This is a genomic window from Pseudomonas furukawaii (genome assembly GCF_002355475.1).
Lineage (GTDB): Bacteria > Pseudomonadota > Gammaproteobacteria > Pseudomonadales > Pseudomonadaceae > Metapseudomonas > Metapseudomonas furukawaii.
Window position 1 is genome coordinate 3,130,912 of sequence record NZ_AP014862.1, and the last position, 17,303, is coordinate 3,148,214.

17 protein-coding genes are annotated in these 17,303 nt (G+C 67.7%); 9 read left to right on the plus strand and 8 right to left on the minus strand.

All coding sequences use genetic code 11. The annotated features are described in order from the left end of the window. Positions 1–4: 4 nt before the first annotated feature. The 3 genes from KF707C_RS14660 to KF707C_RS29350 all read right to left on the minus strand — a co-directional run bounded on the left by KF707C_RS14660 (position 5) and on the right by KF707C_RS29350 (position 1,723). The gene (locus KF707C_RS14660; protein WP_051050780.1) at positions 5–883 is read right to left on the minus strand and encodes a substrate-binding periplasmic protein; all 879 of its coding nucleotides are present in this window, start codon (positions 881–883) and stop codon (positions 5–7) included. Between the two features lie 5 nt (positions 884–888). Then, positions 889–1,326: a cytochrome c-550 PedF gene (gene pedF / locus KF707C_RS14665; protein ID WP_036993916.1), complete on the minus strand. Its 438-nt coding sequence runs from the start codon at positions 1,324–1,326 to the stop codon at positions 889–891. A 256-nt stretch (positions 1,327–1,582) separates the two neighbouring features. After that, positions 1,583–1,723, minus strand: a complete 141-nt coding sequence (locus tag KF707C_RS29350; RefSeq protein ID WP_003455940.1) for a hypothetical protein — start codon at positions 1,721–1,723, stop codon at positions 1,583–1,585. Positions 1,724–2,026: 303 nt separating this feature from the next. Here KF707C_RS29350 and exaA point away from each other — a divergent pair, with 303 nt between their 5' ends. Both exaA and KF707C_RS14675 read left to right on the plus strand, forming a co-directional pair. Beyond that, positions 2,027–3,895, plus strand: coding sequence for a quinoprotein ethanol dehydrogenase (gene exaA / locus KF707C_RS14670; RefSeq protein WP_003455938.1), 1,869 nt, complete (start codon positions 2,027–2,029; stop codon positions 3,893–3,895). A gap of 65 nt (positions 3,896–3,960) precedes the next feature. After that, positions 3,961–4,605, plus strand: coding sequence for a pentapeptide repeat-containing protein (locus KF707C_RS14675; RefSeq protein ID WP_003455937.1), 645 nt, complete (start codon positions 3,961–3,963; stop codon positions 4,603–4,605). A 720-nt stretch (positions 4,606–5,325) separates the two neighbouring features. On the opposite strand, the gene KF707C_RS14680 is transcribed toward KF707C_RS14675, so the two are convergent. The 3 genes from KF707C_RS14680 to KF707C_RS29950 are packed head-to-tail and all read right to left on the minus strand — an operon-like array spanning position 5,326 to position 7,360. Continuing rightward, on the minus strand, positions 5,326–5,958 hold the full coding sequence (locus KF707C_RS14680; RefSeq protein WP_003455936.1) for a response regulator transcription factor: 633 nt from the start codon (positions 5,956–5,958) through the stop codon (positions 5,326–5,328). Further along, positions 5,955–7,229, minus strand: coding sequence for a HAMP domain-containing sensor histidine kinase (locus tag KF707C_RS14685; protein ID WP_003455935.1), 1,275 nt, complete (start codon positions 7,227–7,229; stop codon positions 5,955–5,957). Before KF707C_RS14685 ends, KF707C_RS14680 begins: the two co-directional genes overlap by 4 nt. Beyond that, positions 7,226–7,360 carry a hypothetical protein gene (locus tag KF707C_RS29950; protein WP_003455934.1) on the minus strand — a complete coding sequence of 45 codons (135 nt, stop codon included), beginning with the start codon at positions 7,358–7,360 and terminating at the stop codon, positions 7,226–7,228. The genes KF707C_RS14685 and KF707C_RS29950 overlap by 4 nt, the downstream gene beginning before the upstream one ends. 155 nt (positions 7,361–7,515) lie before the next feature. Between KF707C_RS29950 and KF707C_RS14690 the strand changes: the two genes are divergently transcribed. The 7 genes from KF707C_RS14690 to KF707C_RS14720 all read left to right on the plus strand — a co-directional run bounded on the left by KF707C_RS14690 (position 7,516) and on the right by KF707C_RS14720 (position 13,486). Beyond that, a complete protein-coding gene (locus tag KF707C_RS14690; protein WP_003455933.1) occupies positions 7,516–8,709 on the plus strand; it encodes an ABC transporter substrate-binding protein in 1,194 nt (397 codons plus the stop codon). Between the two features lie 24 nt (positions 8,710–8,733). Continuing rightward, positions 8,734–9,702, plus strand: a complete 969-nt coding sequence (locus KF707C_RS14695) for a YVTN family beta-propeller repeat protein (RefSeq protein WP_003455931.1) — start codon at positions 8,734–8,736, stop codon at positions 9,700–9,702. Beyond that, positions 9,699–10,430 (plus strand): ABC transporter ATP-binding protein, encoded by a 732-nt coding sequence (locus KF707C_RS14700; protein ID WP_003455928.1) that lies wholly within the window; start codon positions 9,699–9,701, stop codon positions 10,428–10,430. Before KF707C_RS14695 ends, KF707C_RS14700 begins: the two co-directional genes overlap by 4 nt. A 95-nt stretch (positions 10,431–10,525) precedes the next feature. After that, positions 10,526–11,317: an ABC transporter permease gene (locus KF707C_RS14705; protein WP_036993930.1), complete on the plus strand. Its 792-nt coding sequence runs from the start codon at positions 10,526–10,528 to the stop codon at positions 11,315–11,317. Positions 11,318–11,429: 112 nt separating this feature from the next. Next, a complete protein-coding gene (locus KF707C_RS14710; protein ID WP_003455925.1) occupies positions 11,430–11,975 on the plus strand; it encodes a PQQ-dependent catabolism-associated CXXCW motif protein in 546 nt (181 codons plus the stop codon). A gap of 52 nt (positions 11,976–12,027) precedes the next feature. After that, complete coding sequence (locus tag KF707C_RS14715) at positions 12,028–12,690, plus strand: response regulator transcription factor (RefSeq protein ID WP_003455924.1); 663 nt, start codon at positions 12,028–12,030, stop codon at positions 12,688–12,690. Positions 12,691–12,955: 265 nt separating this feature from the next. After that, a complete protein-coding gene (locus KF707C_RS14720) occupies positions 12,956–13,486 on the plus strand; it encodes an REP-associated tyrosine transposase (protein WP_003455923.1) in 531 nt (176 codons plus the stop codon). Between the two features lie 43 nt (positions 13,487–13,529). Here the strand turns inward: KF707C_RS14720 and nahK are convergent, their stop codons facing one another. Further along, entirely contained in the window at positions 13,530–16,157 is a 2,628-nt protein-coding gene (nahK, locus tag KF707C_RS14725) for a hybrid sensor histidine kinase/response regulator NahK/ErcS' (protein WP_081608130.1), read from the minus strand. Next, positions 16,087–17,253: a nitric oxide-sensing protein NosP gene (gene nosP, locus KF707C_RS14730; protein WP_003455921.1), complete on the minus strand. Its 1,167-nt coding sequence runs from the start codon at positions 17,251–17,253 to the stop codon at positions 16,087–16,089. Before nosP ends, nahK begins: the two co-directional genes overlap by 71 nt. Positions 17,254–17,303: the final 50 nt, after the last annotated feature.

Here is a 17,303-nt window from a genome sequence, read left to right on the forward strand (position 1 = left end):
CCGCTCATTGCACGTCCTGGTAGAACCCCGGCAGCTCATAGCGCAGCCCGTAAGAGGCGTAGAGCTTCTGCATGCGGCCGTCGCGCACCATGCCATCGAGGGTTTCGTCGAGGGCATTGGCCAGTTGGCGATTGCTTTCGTGCACCGCCATGCCGATGTCCCACTCCGGTTGGCCGAGGTTCGGGTAGGTGTTGTCGGCGTTGCGGACCTGCGGGTCGCGAGCCTGAAACTCCAGCCAGTCCAGCTCGCCGCGCAGGGCCATCACCGCATCCACCTCGCCCTTGCGCATGCCCTCGAACGCCGCCGCCGACCCGGGGTAGTGCCGGGTCTTGCCGGCCAGTCGCCCGCCGAGCACCGAGGTCAGGTAGAAGGACGGCACGCTTTCCAGCTCCACGCCGATGGCGTGGTACTGGAACACGCCGATGGTGGGCACCTCCTTCAGGCGGCGGCTGTCGTAGGCCACCTGCCAGCGCTCGCGCTGGTAAGGGCCGAACATCACCACCTGCTCGTTGGCCAGCTCGCCCACGTCGTTGCGTTTCTGCGAGTAGTCGCGGTCGTAGGGCACCCGCAGCATCAGGTCGGCGAGCACGCCGGGGCGCATGTAGTGCCCCTTCCAGATGACGTTGCGCAGGTCGTCGTCGAGCTTTTCCCCGGGGCTGACCCAGAGCAGTTCGAGCTTCAGGCCCAGGCTTTCGGCGAGGGCCCTGGCCAGGTCGACGTCGACGCCGCGCGGCTGCTCGCCCTCCTTGAAGCTGTAGGGTGCGAAGTTCTCGTAGACCGCGACCTTGAGCACGCCGGAATCGACGATGTCGTCATAGGGCCGAACCTGTGCCTGCGCGATCGGCAGGCACAGCAGCCAGCACAGCAGGAGCAGCGCGCGCATGGCGATCACTCTTCGACGTGGACGCTTTCCAGGTAGGTGCGGATGGCCCAGAGCGCTTCCTGGCTGAGGAAGTCGGCCATCTTCGGCATGTACACGGCGCCGTCGCGCACCGCGCCATTGATCACCCGCTCCTTGAACCACTCGTCGCCGCTGGCGTCGGTCTCCAGGTAGCGCAGGTCGGGGGCGATGCCGCCGGACTTGGCTTCGAGGCCGTGGCAGCGGGCACAGTTCTGGTTGTAGGCGGAGGCGCCGATCTCCACGGCGAGATCATGATTGGCGTAGGGCGCGCGGTAGGGGTTCTCCTCGCGCCACTCCTTGCCGAGGGGCTCCAGGCCGTCCACGTTGACCGCCTGGGGAACGACGTCGCCGTGGGCCAGGACCACGCCATTGAGGGTCAGGCTGGCCAGGAATGCGAGGCCGCGCAGTGCGCTGTTCTTGTTCATCACGTACATCCTCATAGAGCTGCTGGGCAAGGCGCGCTCCCTTCGGAGCGCCGTGGGGACATGGTAAGAAGCGCTCGACGGGCCCCGAATGCTGCTTTGGTGGCCGCACCCTCCTCCCTTGGTAGTAGTGCGAGGGGAGGCCGGCGAATGCGCTGGCCCCTTCAGCCACGGGAACGCCAGCGCGCCGGCGAACGGCGGGGGCGCTGTTCGCCAGCAGGCTGGCTGTGATCGGAATGGGGGCTGGGTGGGTCGGGGATCAGTTCGCGAGCAGAGAAAGGGACAGGCTCGGCAGGTAGAACTGGTGCCGTGTGGCTTCGCTGGAGGCGCTGCTCAGTCCGAACTCGAGCAGGGCGTAGACGAGCAGCAGCGGCAGAAACAGGTGCTTGACGAGGGTCATGACGGAATCCTCTGGCAGGTTCCCCTGACTGTCAGGCTAGGACGGCGAGCCGGCCCCGACCTTAGTACCTTGGTATCGCCCGCCCCCTACCTTGGGTCAGTGGACGTCCTATATCCCTTGGTCCTGGTGCTTCGGCAGGAGTGGCCTGCCGCTTTGGCAGCAGTGCCAAGTCATGCCCGGGCTGGGAAGTTTTCCCGGCTCGTGCGGGAGCTTTTCCGTATCGGCGAGGACGCCGCGAATCCCACCATCTGTACGCCGGGCCTGCCATTGGCCCCGTATCCATCGACTATGGGAATCGCAACCATGACAACAAGATCGCTACCCTGCTCCGCCAGCCCGCTGTCGGCTGCCATCCGCTGCCTGCTGCTGGTGGGCGGCCTGGCCGCCGCCGGCGGTGCCGTCGCCAAGGACATCACCTGGGAAGACATCGCCAACGACCACATCACCACCGGCGACGTGCTGCAGTACGGCCTGGGCACCAACGCCCAGCGCTGGAGCCCGCTGGCCCAGGTGAACGCCGACAACGTCTTCAAACTGGCCCCGGCCTGGTCCTACTCCTTCGGTGACGAGAAGCAGCGCGGCCAGGAATCCCAGGCCATCGTCAGCGACGGCGTGATCTATGTCACCGCGTCCTATTCCCGCGTCTTCGCCCTGGATGCCCGGACCGGTCAGCGCCTGTGGACCTACAACCACCGCCTGCCCGACGACATCCGCCCCTGCTGCGACGTGGTCAACCGTGGCGCCGCCATCTACGGCGACAAGATCTACGTCGGCACCCTGGACGCCCGCGTGGTGGCGTTGAACAAGAAGACCGGCAAGGTGGTCTGGAACAAGAAGTTCGGCGACCACAGCGCCGGCTACACCATGACCGGCGCGCCGACCATCGTGAAGGATGGCAAGACCGGCAAGGTCCTGCTGATCCACGGCAGCTCCGGCGACGAGTTCGGCGTGGTGGGCAAGCTCTTCGCCCGTGATCCGGACACCGGCGAAGAGGTCTGGATGCGCCCCTTCGTGGAAGGCCACATGGGCCGCCTGAACGGCAAGGACAGCACCCCCACCGGCGACATCAAGGCGCCGTCCTGGCCGGATGACAAGAACCACCCCACCGGCAAGAAGGAGGCCTGGAGCCAGGGCGGCGGCGCCCCCTGGCAGAGCGCCAGCTTCGACCCCGAGACCAACACCATCATCGTCGGCGCCGGCAACCCGGCCCCCTGGAACGGCTGGGCGCGTACCGCCGACGGTGGCGATCCGAAGGACTACGACAGCCTCTACACCTCCGGCCAGGTGGGCGTGGACCCCACCACCGGCGAAGTGAAGTGGTTCTACCAGCACACCCCGAACGACGCCTGGGACTTCTCCGGCAACAACGAACTGGTGCTGTTCGACTACAGGAACAAGGACGGCAAGACCGTCAAGGCCACCGCCCACGCCGACCGCAACGGCTTCTTCTATGTGGTGGATCGCAACAACGGCAAGCTGCAGAACGCCTTCCCCTTCGTCGACAACATCACCTGGGCCAGCCACATCGACCTGAAGACCGGCCGCCCCGTGGAGAACCCGGGCCAGCGCCCGCCGCTGCCGGAGCCGGGCCAGAAGCATGGCAAGGCGGTGGAAGTCTCGCCGCCCTTCCTCGGCGGCAAGAACTGGAACCCCATGGCCTACAGCCAGGACACCGGCCTGTTCTACGTGCCCGCCAACCACTGGAAGGAGGACTACTGGACCGAGGAAGTGGCCTACAAGAAAGGCTCGGCGTACCTCGGCCAGGGCTTCCGCATCAAGCGCATGTACGACGACCACGTCGGCGTGCTGCGGGCCATGGACCCCACCAGCGGCAAGGTGGTCTGGGAGCACAAGGAGAAGCTGCCGCTCTGGGCCGGCGTGCTCGCCACCCAGGGCAACCTGGTGTTCACCGGCACCGGCGACGGCTTCTTCAAGGCCTTCGACGCCAGGTCGGGCAAGGAGCTGTGGAAGTTCCAGACCGGCAGCGGCATCGTCTCCCCGCCCATCACCTGGGAACAGGACGGCGAGCAGTACATCGGCGTGACCGTGGGCTATGGCGGTGCGGTGCCCCTCTGGGGCGGCGACATGGCCGAGCTGACCAAGCCGGTGGCCCAGGGCGGCTCCTTCTGGGTCTTCAAGCTGCCGAGCTGGGACAAGACCGCCCAGCGTTGAGTGACCGACCGGGGCGCCTTGCGCCCCGGTTCGCGTTCCAGCCTTCCCCTTCCGAGGACACTGCCATGAACCACCTGCACCTCTACCTGCCCCTCGCCCTGCTGCTGGCCGGAGGCTTCGCCCTGGCGGACGGCGACCTGCGCATCGACGGCTGCCGCATCGCCCCGGAAAGCCGTTGCCCCGGCGCGGACCTGCGCGGCGCCAACCTGGCCAACCAGGACCTGTCGAAGATGGACCTGTCGGGCGCCAACCTCGCGGGGGCCGACCTGCGCCATGCCAGGCTCGACCTGGCCAACCTGGAGAAGGCCAACCTGGCCGGCGCCAACCTCAGCCGGGCCAGCGTGCAGCAGGCCAACCTGCGAGGGGCCGACCTGTCCGGCAGCCGCCTGGTGGCCATCCAGGGCTGGGGGCTGTTCGCCCAGGGCGCGCAGTTTCGCGGTGCCGACCTGACCGGCGCCTACCTGGAGTTCTCCCGCCTCTCGGGCGCCAGGATGCACGACGTGACACTGGAGGCCGCCGATCTGGAGATGGCCTGGCTGAGCAAGGCCGACCTGAAGAACGCCGACCTCAAGGACGCCAACCTGCAGGAAGCCAAGATCGGCGAAGCCAACCTGGAGAACGCCGACCTCACCGGCGCCCGCAAGCACTACGCCACCTTCCAGGCGACCAACATGCAGGGCTGCAAGGCCTGCCCGAGCGGTTGGGATTGAGGCCACTCCACTGGCCCAGGCAGGGTGATGGGTTTCGCTGCGCTCTACGCCATCCTACGGGCGCGGGCTGGCTCTCGTAGGGTGGGTCACGCTTCACCGACCCACCATCGGGGTCGGGCGTGGGCAGGGTGATGGGTTTCGCTCCGCTCTACGCCATCCTACGGGCGCAGGCCGGCTCTCGTAGGGTGGGTCACGCCTCACCGACCCACCATCGGGGCCGGGCGTAGGCAGGGTGATGGGTTTCGCTCCGCTCTACGCCATCCTACGGGCGCAGGCCGGCTCTCGTAGGGTGGGTCACGCTTCATCGACCCGCCATCGGGGCCGGGCGTAGGCAGGGTGATGGGTTTCGCTGCGCTCTACGCCATCCTACGGGTGCAGGCCGGCTCTCGTAGGGTGGGTCACGCTTCACCGACCCACCATCGGGGTCGGGCGTGGGCAGGGTGATGGGTTTCGCTGCGCTCTACGCCATCCTACGGGCGCAGGCCGGCTCTCGTAGGGTGGGTCACGTCTCACCGACCCACCATCGGGGCCGGGCGTAGGCAGGGTGATGGGTTTCGCTGCGCTCTACGCCATCCTACGGGCGCAGGCCGGCTCTCGTAGGGTGGGTCACGCTTCACCGACCCACCATCGGGGCCGGGCGTAGGCAGGGTGATGGGTTTCGCTGCGCTCAACCCATCCTGCGAACAGCGCTTCGCCTCGCCCTGCTCGCCGGCTGCGCGCCTAGAGCGCGGCCACTCGCAGCACGCCGGTGTCGATGGCCAGGTGCACCAGTTCAGCCTGGGATTCCACCTGCAGCTTGCTTTTCAGCAGCGTGAGGTAGTTGGAGACGGTCTTGCCGCTGATGCACAGCCGCTCGGCGATTTCCCGCGCGGGCAGGCCACGGGCGAGCATCACGAAGATCTCGAACTCGCGTTGGGTGATGCCCTTCAGGCGGGGGTCCTCGGCGGGCTGGCAGGCCAGTTGGGTGGCGAGCGGCTGTTCGATGTAGGGATGGCCGGCGAGGATGCGGCGCACCGCTTCCAGCAGCACTTCGGGCGACGAGCTCTTGGTGATGTACCCGGACGCACCGGCCTCCAGGGCCTGGCGTACCAGGGGCAGCTCGTCATGCATGCTGAAGAACAGCACCCGCAGTTGCGGCAGCTTCTGCCGCAGGCGGCGGGTGACTTCCAGCCCACTGATGCCCGGCAGGCCGACATCGACGATCACCAGGCTGGGTATCTCGTCCTGCACCTTCTGCAAGGCCTCCTCGCCGCTCCCCGCCTCGCTGACACGGACCTCGGGGAGCAAGGCGCGAAGCAGCGCCGCATAGCCCTGCCGCACCACGGCATGGTCGTCCACCAGCAGGATCCTCATGGTCCCAGTCCCTCCAGGGGCACGTTGAGGCTGAGGGTCAGGCCCGCGCCCGGCCGCGTCAGCACGCGAAGTTCACCGCCCAGGCAACGGGCCCGCTCACGCATCGAGCGCAGGCCGATGCCGCCCGCGCCCAGGCACTCGGCGCCCCGACCGTCGTCGCGGACCATCACCCGCAGCCGGCCCCGGCCGGCCCGCAGGCGTACCCGCACCTGGCTGGCACCGGCATGGCGTACCACGTTGGTCAGCGCCTCCTGCAACAACCGGTAGAGGTGGGACTTGGTCTCCCCCGAGAGGGGCGGCAGGTCGTTGGCCAGGTTCATCCGGCACTGGATGCCGTGGGCCTGCTGCCATTGTTCGCCCAGCAACCGCACGGCTTCGGTCAGGTCCAGGCGCTCGAGCATCACCGGATAGAGGTCTCGCACCAGCGCGCGGAAGCCATCCTGCAGATGCTGGCAGTGGCTCTCCAGGGCCTGGGCGGTCTGGTTCACCAGGGGCAATTGGCCGGTGACCGTGCGCAGCAGGAACAACTGCGCACGGATACCCGCGAGGTATTGACCGAGGTCGTCGTGGAGCGCCTGGGCCAGTTGCCGGCGCTCGCGCTCCTGCAAGTCCAGCAGGGCGCGGGTGAGCGCCGCGTTCTCCTGGTTGACCCGCTCCAGGGCACCCGCCATCCGGTTGAAGTGGGTCGCCAGGCGCTGGGACTCGGCACTGGAGTGCGCCGGGAGCCTGGCCCGGAGGTCGCCCCGGGTGATGAGCTGCAAGGCGCCCAGCAACTCATCCAGCACCCGCAGCCCGCGCTTCACCGCCCAGCGGATGGCCAGCAGGCTCAGGCCCAGGGCCAGGCCGAAGAGGAACACCAGTTGCTGGAGGGAATCACGGATCTCGCCCACCTCGTCCTGGGGGTCGACGCTGATCCGCACGCGACTACCGTCGGCCAGCGCCAGGGCCTCGCCGGGGTGCTGGGCCGCCGGGTAGAGCCAAAGGGCCAGCCAGCGGTCCAGCGGGTCGGGCGCGGGCTCGGCGTCGGGCTGGTCGAGCCTGAGGACCCGCACGTGGCGCAGGTTGGCCACCAGATGGGGCTGCAGCGCGGCGGGATCGCGCTGGGCGGCGTCCCTCAGGTAGTCGGCCACCGCCTCCGCGGCCCGGAGTTCGCGGCGCACGTCCTCCGCCGCCTGGCGCAGCATCAGGGCCAGGCACAAGGCACCGACGAGGGCGAAGAACAGGGTCACCAGCAGGTTGATGCGCCAGAGGGCGGACACGGCCGAGGTCACTCGCCGATCCAGATCACCTGCACGGACCGCACAGGTTCGAGCCGGGGTGCATCGGCGGATCTGGGGCGATCGAAGCCCAGCAGGCTCAGGATCAGCAGGGCGGATAACAGCAGGTGCTTGAGGATGCGCATGACGGCCTCCCTGTTCTGGTTCTTATGCCGCCATGCTAGGGCGCTTCCAGTCGCAAATGACTACTACCTTGGTACCGGCCGACCGGTACTTTCTGCATATTTTCCCGCGCCCGCCCCCTTCCTAAGCTGGCTCCACTGTCGAAGGAGCCACGAACATGCGTCACTTCCTGCTTCACGGCCTGGGCTGGCTGCTGGCCCTGGCCGGCGCCGCCCTCCTCGCCAACGGCGCCCATGCGGCCGATCCGCTCGAGGTGCGCATCGGCTACCTGGGCTGGGAGCCGGAGTCTGGTCCCCTGCTGTCCAACGTGATCCCGGAGCCCGAGGACGCCGGGCTCCGTGGGGCCGAACTGGCCATCACCGACAGCAACAGCACCGGTCGCTTCCTAAAGCACAGCTACAGCCTGCAGGTGGAGCGCCCGGAAACCCCCGAGGCGTTGCTGGAGCGGGCCCGCGCCCTGCATGGCCAGGGCGTGCGCCTGTTCGTGGTCAACGCCCCGGAAGCCGAATTGCTGCGACTGGCCGATGCCCTGCCGGACAGCCTGCTGTTCAACGCCGGCAGTGCCAGCGATGCGCTGCGCGGCCACCAGTGCCGGGCGAACCTGCTGCACAGCCTGCCGGACCGCGCCATGCTGGCCGACGCCCTGGCTCAGTTCCTCGCCGTGCGCCGCTGGCAGCGCTGGCTGCTGGTCACCGGACAGACCGAGGACGACCGGGCCTACGCCGAGGCCCTGCGCCGCTCCGCCAGGCGTTTCGGCGCCAGGATAGTGCTGGAGAAGCCCTGGAGTTTCGACAACGACCAGCGCCGCAGTGCCCAGGCGGACATGCCGCTGTTCACCCAGGGCCCGGAGTACGACGTGGTGCTGGTGGCCGACGAGCGCGGCGACTTCGGCGAGTACCTGCCCTACAACACCTGGTACCCGCGACCGGTGGCCGGTACCCAGGGCCTGACGCCCACCGGCTGGCACAAGACGGTGGAAACCTACGGCGCCGCGCAGCTGCAGAAGCGCTTCGAAGCCCTGGCCGGGCGCTGGATGAACGACCGCGACTTCGCCGCCTGGATCGCCGTGCGCAGCATCGCCAGCGCCGTCACCCGCCTGAAGACCACGGACGCCGCGGCGATCCGCCGTCTGGCCCTGTCCACCGAGCTGCCCCTGGATGGTTTCAAGGGCCGCAAGCTGAGCTACCGCGAGTGGGACGGCCAGCTTCGCCAGCCGATCCCCCTGGTCCACCCCCGTGCCCTGGTGAGCACGTCGCCCCAGGACGGATTCCTGCACCCCGTCACGGACCTGGACACGCTGGGCCAGGACCGCCCGGAAAGCACCTGCAAGGCCTTCACCGAGGCCCGCTGACCCCAACAAGAAAGGATCACTGCCATGTACCTGCCCCTCGCCGCCGCCATCGGATCCGCCCTGCTGCTCGCCGCCGGCCAGGCCCTGGCCGCCACCGCCTATGTCTCCAACGAGAAGGACAACGCCATCAGCGTGATCGACCTGGACAGCCTGGAGGTGACCGCCAGCCTGCCGGTGGGCAAGCGCCCCCGGGGCCTGCTGCTGTCCAGCGACAACAAGCTGCTGTACATCTGCGCCAGTGACTCCGACACCGTGCAGGTGATGGACCTGGCGACTCGCACCATCGTCAAGGAACTGCCCTCCGGCGCCGACCCCGAGCAGTTCGCCCTGCACCCCAATGACCGCTGGCTCTACATCTCCAACGAGGACGACGCCCTGGTGACCGTGGTGGACACCCAGAGCGACCAGGTGCTGGCCCAGATCGACGTGGGCGTGGAGCCCGAAGGCATGGCGGTGAGCCCGGACGGCAAATGGGCCATCAACACCAGCGAAACCACCAACATGCTGCACTGGATCGACACCTCGACCCAGGGCCTGGTGGACAACACCCTGGTGGACCAGCGTCCGCGCCATGTGGAGTTCAGCCAGGACGGCAAGCTGCTCTGGGCCTCGGCCGAGATCGGCGGCAGCGTCACCGTGGTGGACGTCGACAGCCGCCAGGTGCAGAAGGTCCTGCGCTTCGAGATCAAGGGCGTTCACCCGGACAAGGTGCAGCCGGTGGGCGTGAAGCTGACCCGCGACGGCCGTTACGCCTTCGTCGCCCTGGGGCCGGCCAACCATGTCGCCGTGGTGGATGCGAAGACCTATGAGGTGCTGGATTACCTGCTGGTGGGCCGGCGGGTCTGGCACATGGCGTTCACCCCGGACGAGAAGCGCCTGCTGGCCACCAACGGCGTCAGCGACGACGTTTCGGTGATCGACGTGGACAGCCTCAAGGTCAGCAAGTCGATCAAGGTCGGACGCTATCCCTGGGGCGTGGTGGTGACGCCATGAACACCCTGGAGCTCCGCGACCTCGGCTTCGCCTACGGATCGCGCCGGGCCCTGGACGGCGTGAGTTTCAGCCTGGAGCCCGGCACCTTCACCGCGCTGCTGGGCCCCAACGGCGCGGGCAAGTCCAGCCTGATCGCCCTGCTCACACGCCTCTACGAGCTGCAACGGGGCGAGGTCCGGGTCTGCGGGCACGACCTGCGCCAGGCGCCGCGCCAGGCGCTGGCCCGGCTCGGCGTGGTGTTCCAGCAGAGCACCCTGGACCTCGACCTTTCCGTGGAGCAGAACCTCGCCTACCACGCCTGCCTGCATGGCCTGCCGCGCCGTCTGGCCGCCGAGCGCATCGAGCGGGAACTGGAACGCCAGGAGCTGACGCCCCGTCGCCGGGACAAGGTGCGATTGCTCAACGGCGGCCACCGTCGGCGGGTGGAGATCGCCCGGGCCTTGCTCCATGAGCCACGCCTGATGCTGCTCGACGAAGCCAGTAGCGGCCTGGACCCGGCCAGCCGCGACGGCCTCAACCGGCATGTGCGCCAGCTCTGCCGCGAGCAGGGCATGGCGGTGCTGTGGGCCACCCACCTGCTGGATGAAGTACAGCCGGACGACCACCTGGTGCTCTTGCACCAGGGCCGGGTCATTGCCGACGACTGCGCGGGTGCGATTGGCGGCCATCGAGCGGACGGACTGGCGCACGCCTTCGACCGCCTCACCACCACGAAGGCGCCCTCATGAACGGGCCAGGGGAAGGTGCGCGCGGCGCACCCCACGCCGAATGCCCCCCATGCAGGGGGCGCCATGCGCACCGAGAATCGGGAACACGCCCCATGCTGACCTCCTATTGGCAATGCCTGCGCGGCATCCTCCTGCGGGAGTGGCTGCGCTTCGTCCTGCAGCGCACCCGCTTCCTCAGCGCCCTGGTCCGTCCCCTGCTCTGGCTGCTGGTGTTCGCCGCCGGTTTCCGCGCCGCCTTGGGGATCGCCATCATCGAGCCCTACGACACCTACATCACCTACGAGACCTACATAGTCCCGGGGCTCGCCTGCATGATCCTGCTGTTTAACGGCATGCAGGGCTCGCTGTCCATGGTCTACGACCGGGAGATGGGCAGCATGCGCCTGCTGCTCACCAGCCCCCTGCCCCGGCCCTTCCTGCTGCTGGCCAAGCTGCTGGCCACGGCCCTGGTGTCGCTGCTGCAGGTCTACGCCTTCCTGGCGATCGCCTGGTTCTGGGGCGTCCAGCCGCCCCTGGGCGGCCTGCTGGCGGCCCTGCCGGCGCTGCTGCTCGCGGCGCTGCTGCTCAGCGCACTGGGCCTATTGCTCTCCAACGGCATCCGCCAGTTGGAGAACTTCGCCGGGGTGATGAACTTCGTGATCTTCCCGCTGTTCTTCCTGTCCTCGGCGCTCTACCCGCTGTGGAAGATGCGCGAGGCCAGCGAGTGGCTCTACTGGCTCTGCGCCCTGAATCCCTTCAGCCACGCCGTGGAGCTGGTGCGCTTCGCCCTCTACGAGCGCTTCAATCCACTGGCGGCGGCGGTCTGCCTGGGACTGACGCTCGCCTTCGCGCTGGCGGCGGTGGTCACCTTCAACCCGCAGCACGCGGCGCTGCGCAAGTCCGGCTGAGTCGAGTCGGGGAAATTACTACTTTGGTACGGGTTTCCCCCTCTCATCGTCGAATTTCCAAAGCGCCAGTACTGGCCTGTAATGCCGACATAACAAAAGTACAGAGACCGCCATGAAGCGCTTTCTCGCCTGCCTGACCTGCCTTGTCCTGGCCCTGCCCGTCATCGCCGACGACGGGGCCGATACCGCCTTGTTTTCCAGCGACGGCTACCGCCAGACCCGCTACCGCAGCCCCACGCCCGCCCAGGTGGAGCCGGCCCGGACCCTGGACACCGAACAGCTCCAGGCCCAGTTGGCCGCCCACCCCGACACCCTGCTGATCGACGTCTATCGCCGCCCCTGGCTGCACGGGCGCTTCGTCGAGGAGGAGCCCCACGCCAACCTGCCGGGCAGCCTGTGGCTGGCCAATACCGGCGACGGCCATCTCAGCCCGCAATGGCAGGCCTACTTCAGCCGCAACCTGCACGAGGCCACGGGCGGTCAGCCGGATCGACCGCTGGTCTTCTATTGCCGCTCCGATTGCTGGCTCAGCTGGAACGCCGTGAAGCGCGCCGCCGCGCTGGGCTACAACAATCTCTACTGGTACCGTGACGGCATCGATGCCTGGGAGCAGGCCGGCCTGCCCCTGACGCCCGCTCGTCCACAACCCTTCCCCTGACCCGGCGCACCGGGCAAGCCGCACCATAATGAAAACAACGAGGTGAAAGGCCGTGTACAAGATCCTGATTGCCGACGACCACCCACTCTTCCGCGAAGCCATCCACAACGTCATCAGTGACGGCTTTCCGGAAAGCGAAGTCATGGAAACCGCCGACCTGGACAGCGCCCTGGCACTGACCCAGGAGCACGACGACCTGGACCTGATCCTGCTGGACCTGAACATGCCCGGGATGCACGGCCTCAACGGCCTGATCAACCTGCGCAACGAGGCCCCCACGGTGCCGGTGGTGATCGTCTCCGCCGAACAGGACAAGCAGGTGGTGCTGCAGGCCATCACCTATGGCGCGGTGGGATTCATCACCAAGTCCTCGCCCCGCGCGCAGATGACCGACGCCATCGAGCAGATCCTCAACGGCAACGTCTACCTGCCCTCCGACATCATCCGCACCCAGAAATCCTCGCCCCGCCGGCACCACGAGGAGCCGAGCATCCCGCCCGAGCTGCTGCAGGCCCTGACCCGCAAGCAGTTGCTGGTGCTGGAGCGCATGACCAGGGGCGAGTCGAACAAGCAGATCGCCTACAACCTGGACATCGCCGAGACCACGGTGAAGGCCCATGTGTCGGCCATCCTGCGCAAGCTGAACGTGCATAACCGGGTGCAGGCCATCCTTTCCGCCGGCGATATCGATTTCAGCGCCTACCTGCGGCGCTGAGGGGCCCCATGCCGGCTCCGCGCATCGCGCCGGGACCGTGCTCCGCCCGTTGGGTCTCGTTCCGCCACCCATGAGGCTCGCAACCACCGCGTAGGGTGCGCCATGCGCACCGCCAGAGGCTCCGGGAATACGCTGTCGTCCGCCGAAACCGTGGTGCGCGCGGCGCACCCTACGGGCGAATCGGCGTATTCGGGGAGTGGGTGGGGGCGCAATGATTCGGGTGCCTGGTTATGTTGATCCGCTAATTCCAGGCAGGAAGCCGACCATGTCCAACTACCGCCGTTCCAGGGAGCCCGGGGCCATCTATTTCTTTACCCTGGTCACTCACCGGCGCCAGCCGGTGCTCACCACGGTTCCGCTTCGCCAGGCATTGCGCCAATCGATCCAGGAGGTACGCGCAAGCTATCCGTTCCGGATCCACGGTTGGGCGCTGTTGCCGGATCACCTGCACTGCATCTGGCAATTGCCATTGGGTGACGAGGAATTTGGCTTGCGCTGGTCGATCATCAAGCGACGGGTCAGCCAGCAGGTCGGGCGGGACGGCGCGCTTAGCGCCAGCCGTGCCGGTCGTCGAGAGCTGGGGCTTTGGCAGCGGAGATTCTGGGAACATCGGATACGTGACGAGGTGGACTACCGCCGGCACATGGATTACCTGCACTGGAATCCGGTCAGGCACGGGCTGGTTCAACGGGTCGCCGATTGGCCCTGGTCGAGTTTCCACCGACTGGTGCGGGAGGGGGTGTATCCGCAGGACTGGGGCGGCTGTGGCGATATAGGCGGTGCTTTCGGCGAGTGACCTCGCGGCGCACCCACATTCGGCCGAACGCCGCGCGCACCGCTCACTGCCCCAGCAAATGACTCATGGCCGTCTTCAGCTTCATCGGGCGCACGGGCTTGTGCATCAGGGTGTGGCCAAGGTCGCGCATCTGTTGCTTGAGGTCGTTGCTGTAGTTGGCGGTGATCATCAGGGCCGGCAACGGCTGGCTGCGGCGGGCGTTGATGTGGGCGACGGCGTCGACGCCATTGCGATCGTCGTCCAGGTGATAGTCGGCGATCAGCAGGTCCGCCTCGGCGTGGAAGTTGTCCACCTGGCGGGCCAGGTCTTCCTCGGAGAGCGCGGTGGTCACGCGGCAGCCCCAGCCTTCCAGCAGGGTGCGCATGCCGGCGCAGATGGAGGCGTCGTTGTCGAGCACCCAGACCCGCGCGCCCACGAGCCGCTCCAGCACCGCGCGGGGCTCGTCCGGTGCCTGTTTCTGACGGGGCATGCGCCTGGCCAGCGGCACCTCGACGGCGAACAGCGAGCCCTTGCCGGGCGTCGAGGCGACGTGGATGCGATGCCCCAGCATCCGTGCGATCTTGTCGACTATGGCCAGGCCCAGTCCCAGGCCCCGGTCCTGCTTCTCGCGTACGGCATCGCCGCGCTTGAACTCCTGGAAGATCTCGCCGAGCTTGTCGGCGGGAATCCCCACACCGGTGTCGCGCACCTCGATCCAGAGGCTCTGTCGACGCCGCCGGCAACCGAGGAGGATGCGGCCTTTCGGGGTGTAGCGAATGGCGTTGCTGAGCAGGTTGCGGAGAATCCGCGCCAGGAGCTGCAGGTCGCTGTGGACCAGCGCCGAGCTGGCCACGAAGTCCAGCCGCAAGCCTTCGCTGGTGGCGACCTGGCGGTACTCGACGGCCAGGTTGTCGAGCAGTTCGCGCACGGCGAAGGTGGCGATGTCGGGTTTGATCACCCCGGCGTCCAGCTTGGAGATGTCCACCAGGGTGCCCAGCAGGTTCTCCACGTCTTCCAGGGAATTGCTGACGTTGCGCACCAGCGCCAGGTTGCAGCGGGACTCACGCTGTTCCAGCAGGGCGCTGGTGAACAACCGGGCGGCGTTCAGGGGTTGCAGCAGGTCGTGGCTGACGGCCGCGAGGAACTTGGTTTTCGACAGGTTGGCCCGGTCCGCTTCCACCTTGGCTTCGCGCAGGCGCAATTCGGCCTGGGTGCGCTCGTCGATCTCGTGGCGCAGCTGGTTGTTGACCGCCGTGAGTTCCGAGGTCCGCTCCCGCACCCGCTGCTCCAGGTTCTGGTAGGCCTGGTGCAGGGCTTCGGCGGTGCGACGGCGTTCGGTGATGTCGCGGATCAGCACGAAGATGCCCACCACCTCGCCGTTGGCCAGCCGGTTGGGCACGTAGGAGCGCAGCATGCAGCGTTCTTGGCCGCTGTGGTTGGTCTCGGTCACCTCGAAGGACAGGCTTTCCCCCGCCAGGGCGCGCTCCACATAGGGTTCGAGGCGCCGCCAGTGCTCGTCGCTGTGCACCTCGCGCAGGTTCTGGCCGAGCATGGCGCCCCGAGGCCAGCGGTACCATTCCTCGTACACCTTGTTGGTGAACTCGTAGACCAGGTCGGCGCTGAGGTAGGCGATCAGCGCCGGGACCTGATCGGTGATCAGGCGTATCCAGCGTTCGCTCTCGGCCAGGGTCTCGGCGTGGCGATAGCGTTCGGTGATGTCGGTGAAGGTGTTGACGAAGCCGCCGGTGGGCAGTGGATGGGTCCGCACTTCCAGCACACGGCCGTTGAACAGGCGCTGTTCCATCTCGCGGATCGACCGGCCATTGGCGTCGCGCGTCGCAGGCGTCAGCAGCGGCAGTTCGCTGTCGGCCATGACGCTGGCGAAGCTGCGGTGGGCCTCCAGCGGCGCCAGCCCGCAGAGTTCCAGGAAACGATGGTTCCAGAGTTCCAGCACGCCGTCGGCGCCGACCATGGCCACCCCCTGGGACAGGTTGTCGACGGCGCGCTGCAGCAGGCGCGACTTCTGCGCCAGGGCCTGTTCACGGCGCGCCGTCTCGCTCAGCTTCACCTCGGTGATGTCGGTGTAGAGGATCACCAGGCCACCCTCGCGGGTGGGCCGCTCGCTGACCTGGACCCAGCGTCCGTCATGCAGCCGGTAGAGGATGTTGTCGTCGCTGCCCCGGTGCTCCTCGACGATCAGCCCGGTGCTTTCGGCCAGGCGGCGGATCTCGGCCAGACGCGTTCCCGCCGAGATGCGGGCGCGGGTGCGTGCCCAGAAGGACTTGAAGCGGCTGTTGAAGAGGATGATGCGCTGGTCCCGGTCGAACAGCACGAAGGCGTCGGAGATGCTCTCGATGGCGTCGATCAGGTGCTGGTGGGCGGTTTCCGCGCGCAACCGGGCGTCGCTCAGGAGGCGGTTGCTGGCCTTGAGTTCGGCCATGGCCTGGTTGAGAGCATCGGTGCGTTCGCGCACCTGTTCCGCCAGCACCACCGAGTGCTGGAAGGCTGCGTAGCTGTCGGCGCGGCTGGAGGCGCTGGACTCGACCCGCTCGATCAGGGCGGCGTTGATGCGCCGCAGCTTGCGGTTCTCCTCCTCCAGGCTGGCGATGCGCGCCTCGCAGTCATCGGATGCCATTGCGCCCCCGGCGCCCGATGGCGACTCCGGTGAAGGTCTGGTTGATGTGCATGCCATTGAACTGCTCTCCGTAGGAGTTGAAGCCGATCACCCGGTGGCGCCGCAGCACGGCGCTGGTCAGGGCGACGGTTTCCGGGTCGCCCTCGATTTCCAGGCGGCGCAGGAAGCAGTCGCAGCCGAGGGTGATCAGGGGTGGTCCGAGGCGCTCGCCCAGACGCTGGAACAGCGCCTCCAGGTTCGGCACCAGTGGGCCGGGACGCATGGCGGAAAGCACGATGCCGTTCTCCACCGCGCAGTAGAAGGACAGGCTGAGGTCGGCATGCACCCGCTGGATGGAGCGCACGTAGTAGGAATCCCCCAGGCGCACGGCCAGCGGATGGGCGGCGAACACCCGGTGGTCCAGTCGCTCGACGGGCACGCCGATCATGTCCGCGTAGGCCTGGGCCGCAGGTTCGGCGTTGAGCTCGAAGACCCGCCGGCTGGCGTTGTCGGCGCGGGTGACCACCAGTTTCTCCGTACCGGGGAGGATGTGATGGGTGCTGAAGACCTCGAAATCCAGCGCGGTGTTGACCAGGACCACCACGGCCGCGCCGGCGTGGAACTGGCCTTCGTAGTAGACATGGGTGTTCTGCAGGTGGTTGTCGTCCGCCGCCGAGCCACCGAAATGGGGGATGCTGCCAAAGGCGGCGGCCAGCGCGGCCAGCACCACTTCCTCGCGGCTGGACAGGCCGTCCAGCAGGGTCAGGGCGAAGCTGTGGTCCTTGATGGGCGCCAGGGAGTTGGCCCGGCAATCCTGCACCAGGCGCTCCACCAGCTGCTGGGCGTCGATCAGGCCGAAGCGGTCCATCTCGTCCACCAGGGCGCTGGCGATGGAGAAGTGGCGATGGTCGAAACCCACTGCGCTGACGCAGTTGCGGCCGTAGCCCTGGTCGGTGATCTCGCCGGCACTGGTGCAGCCCACCAGGCGCACGCCGCCGAAGTACTGCTCCAGTGAGTGGCCCAGGGCTTCCAGGTCGTACTCGGCGGAGCAGAAGAAGAGCACGAAGCCCAGATGGGGATGGATGAGCTGTCGCGCCAGGTCCTGGGCCACCGCCTCGGCCTCGCTGGCCTGGGACATGGCGGTGACGACGCCTTCTGCCGGTTCCTCACGCATCTTCCGTAGTACCCGATAAGCCTGTGGATCGTGGGGAAATTCTACGGAGC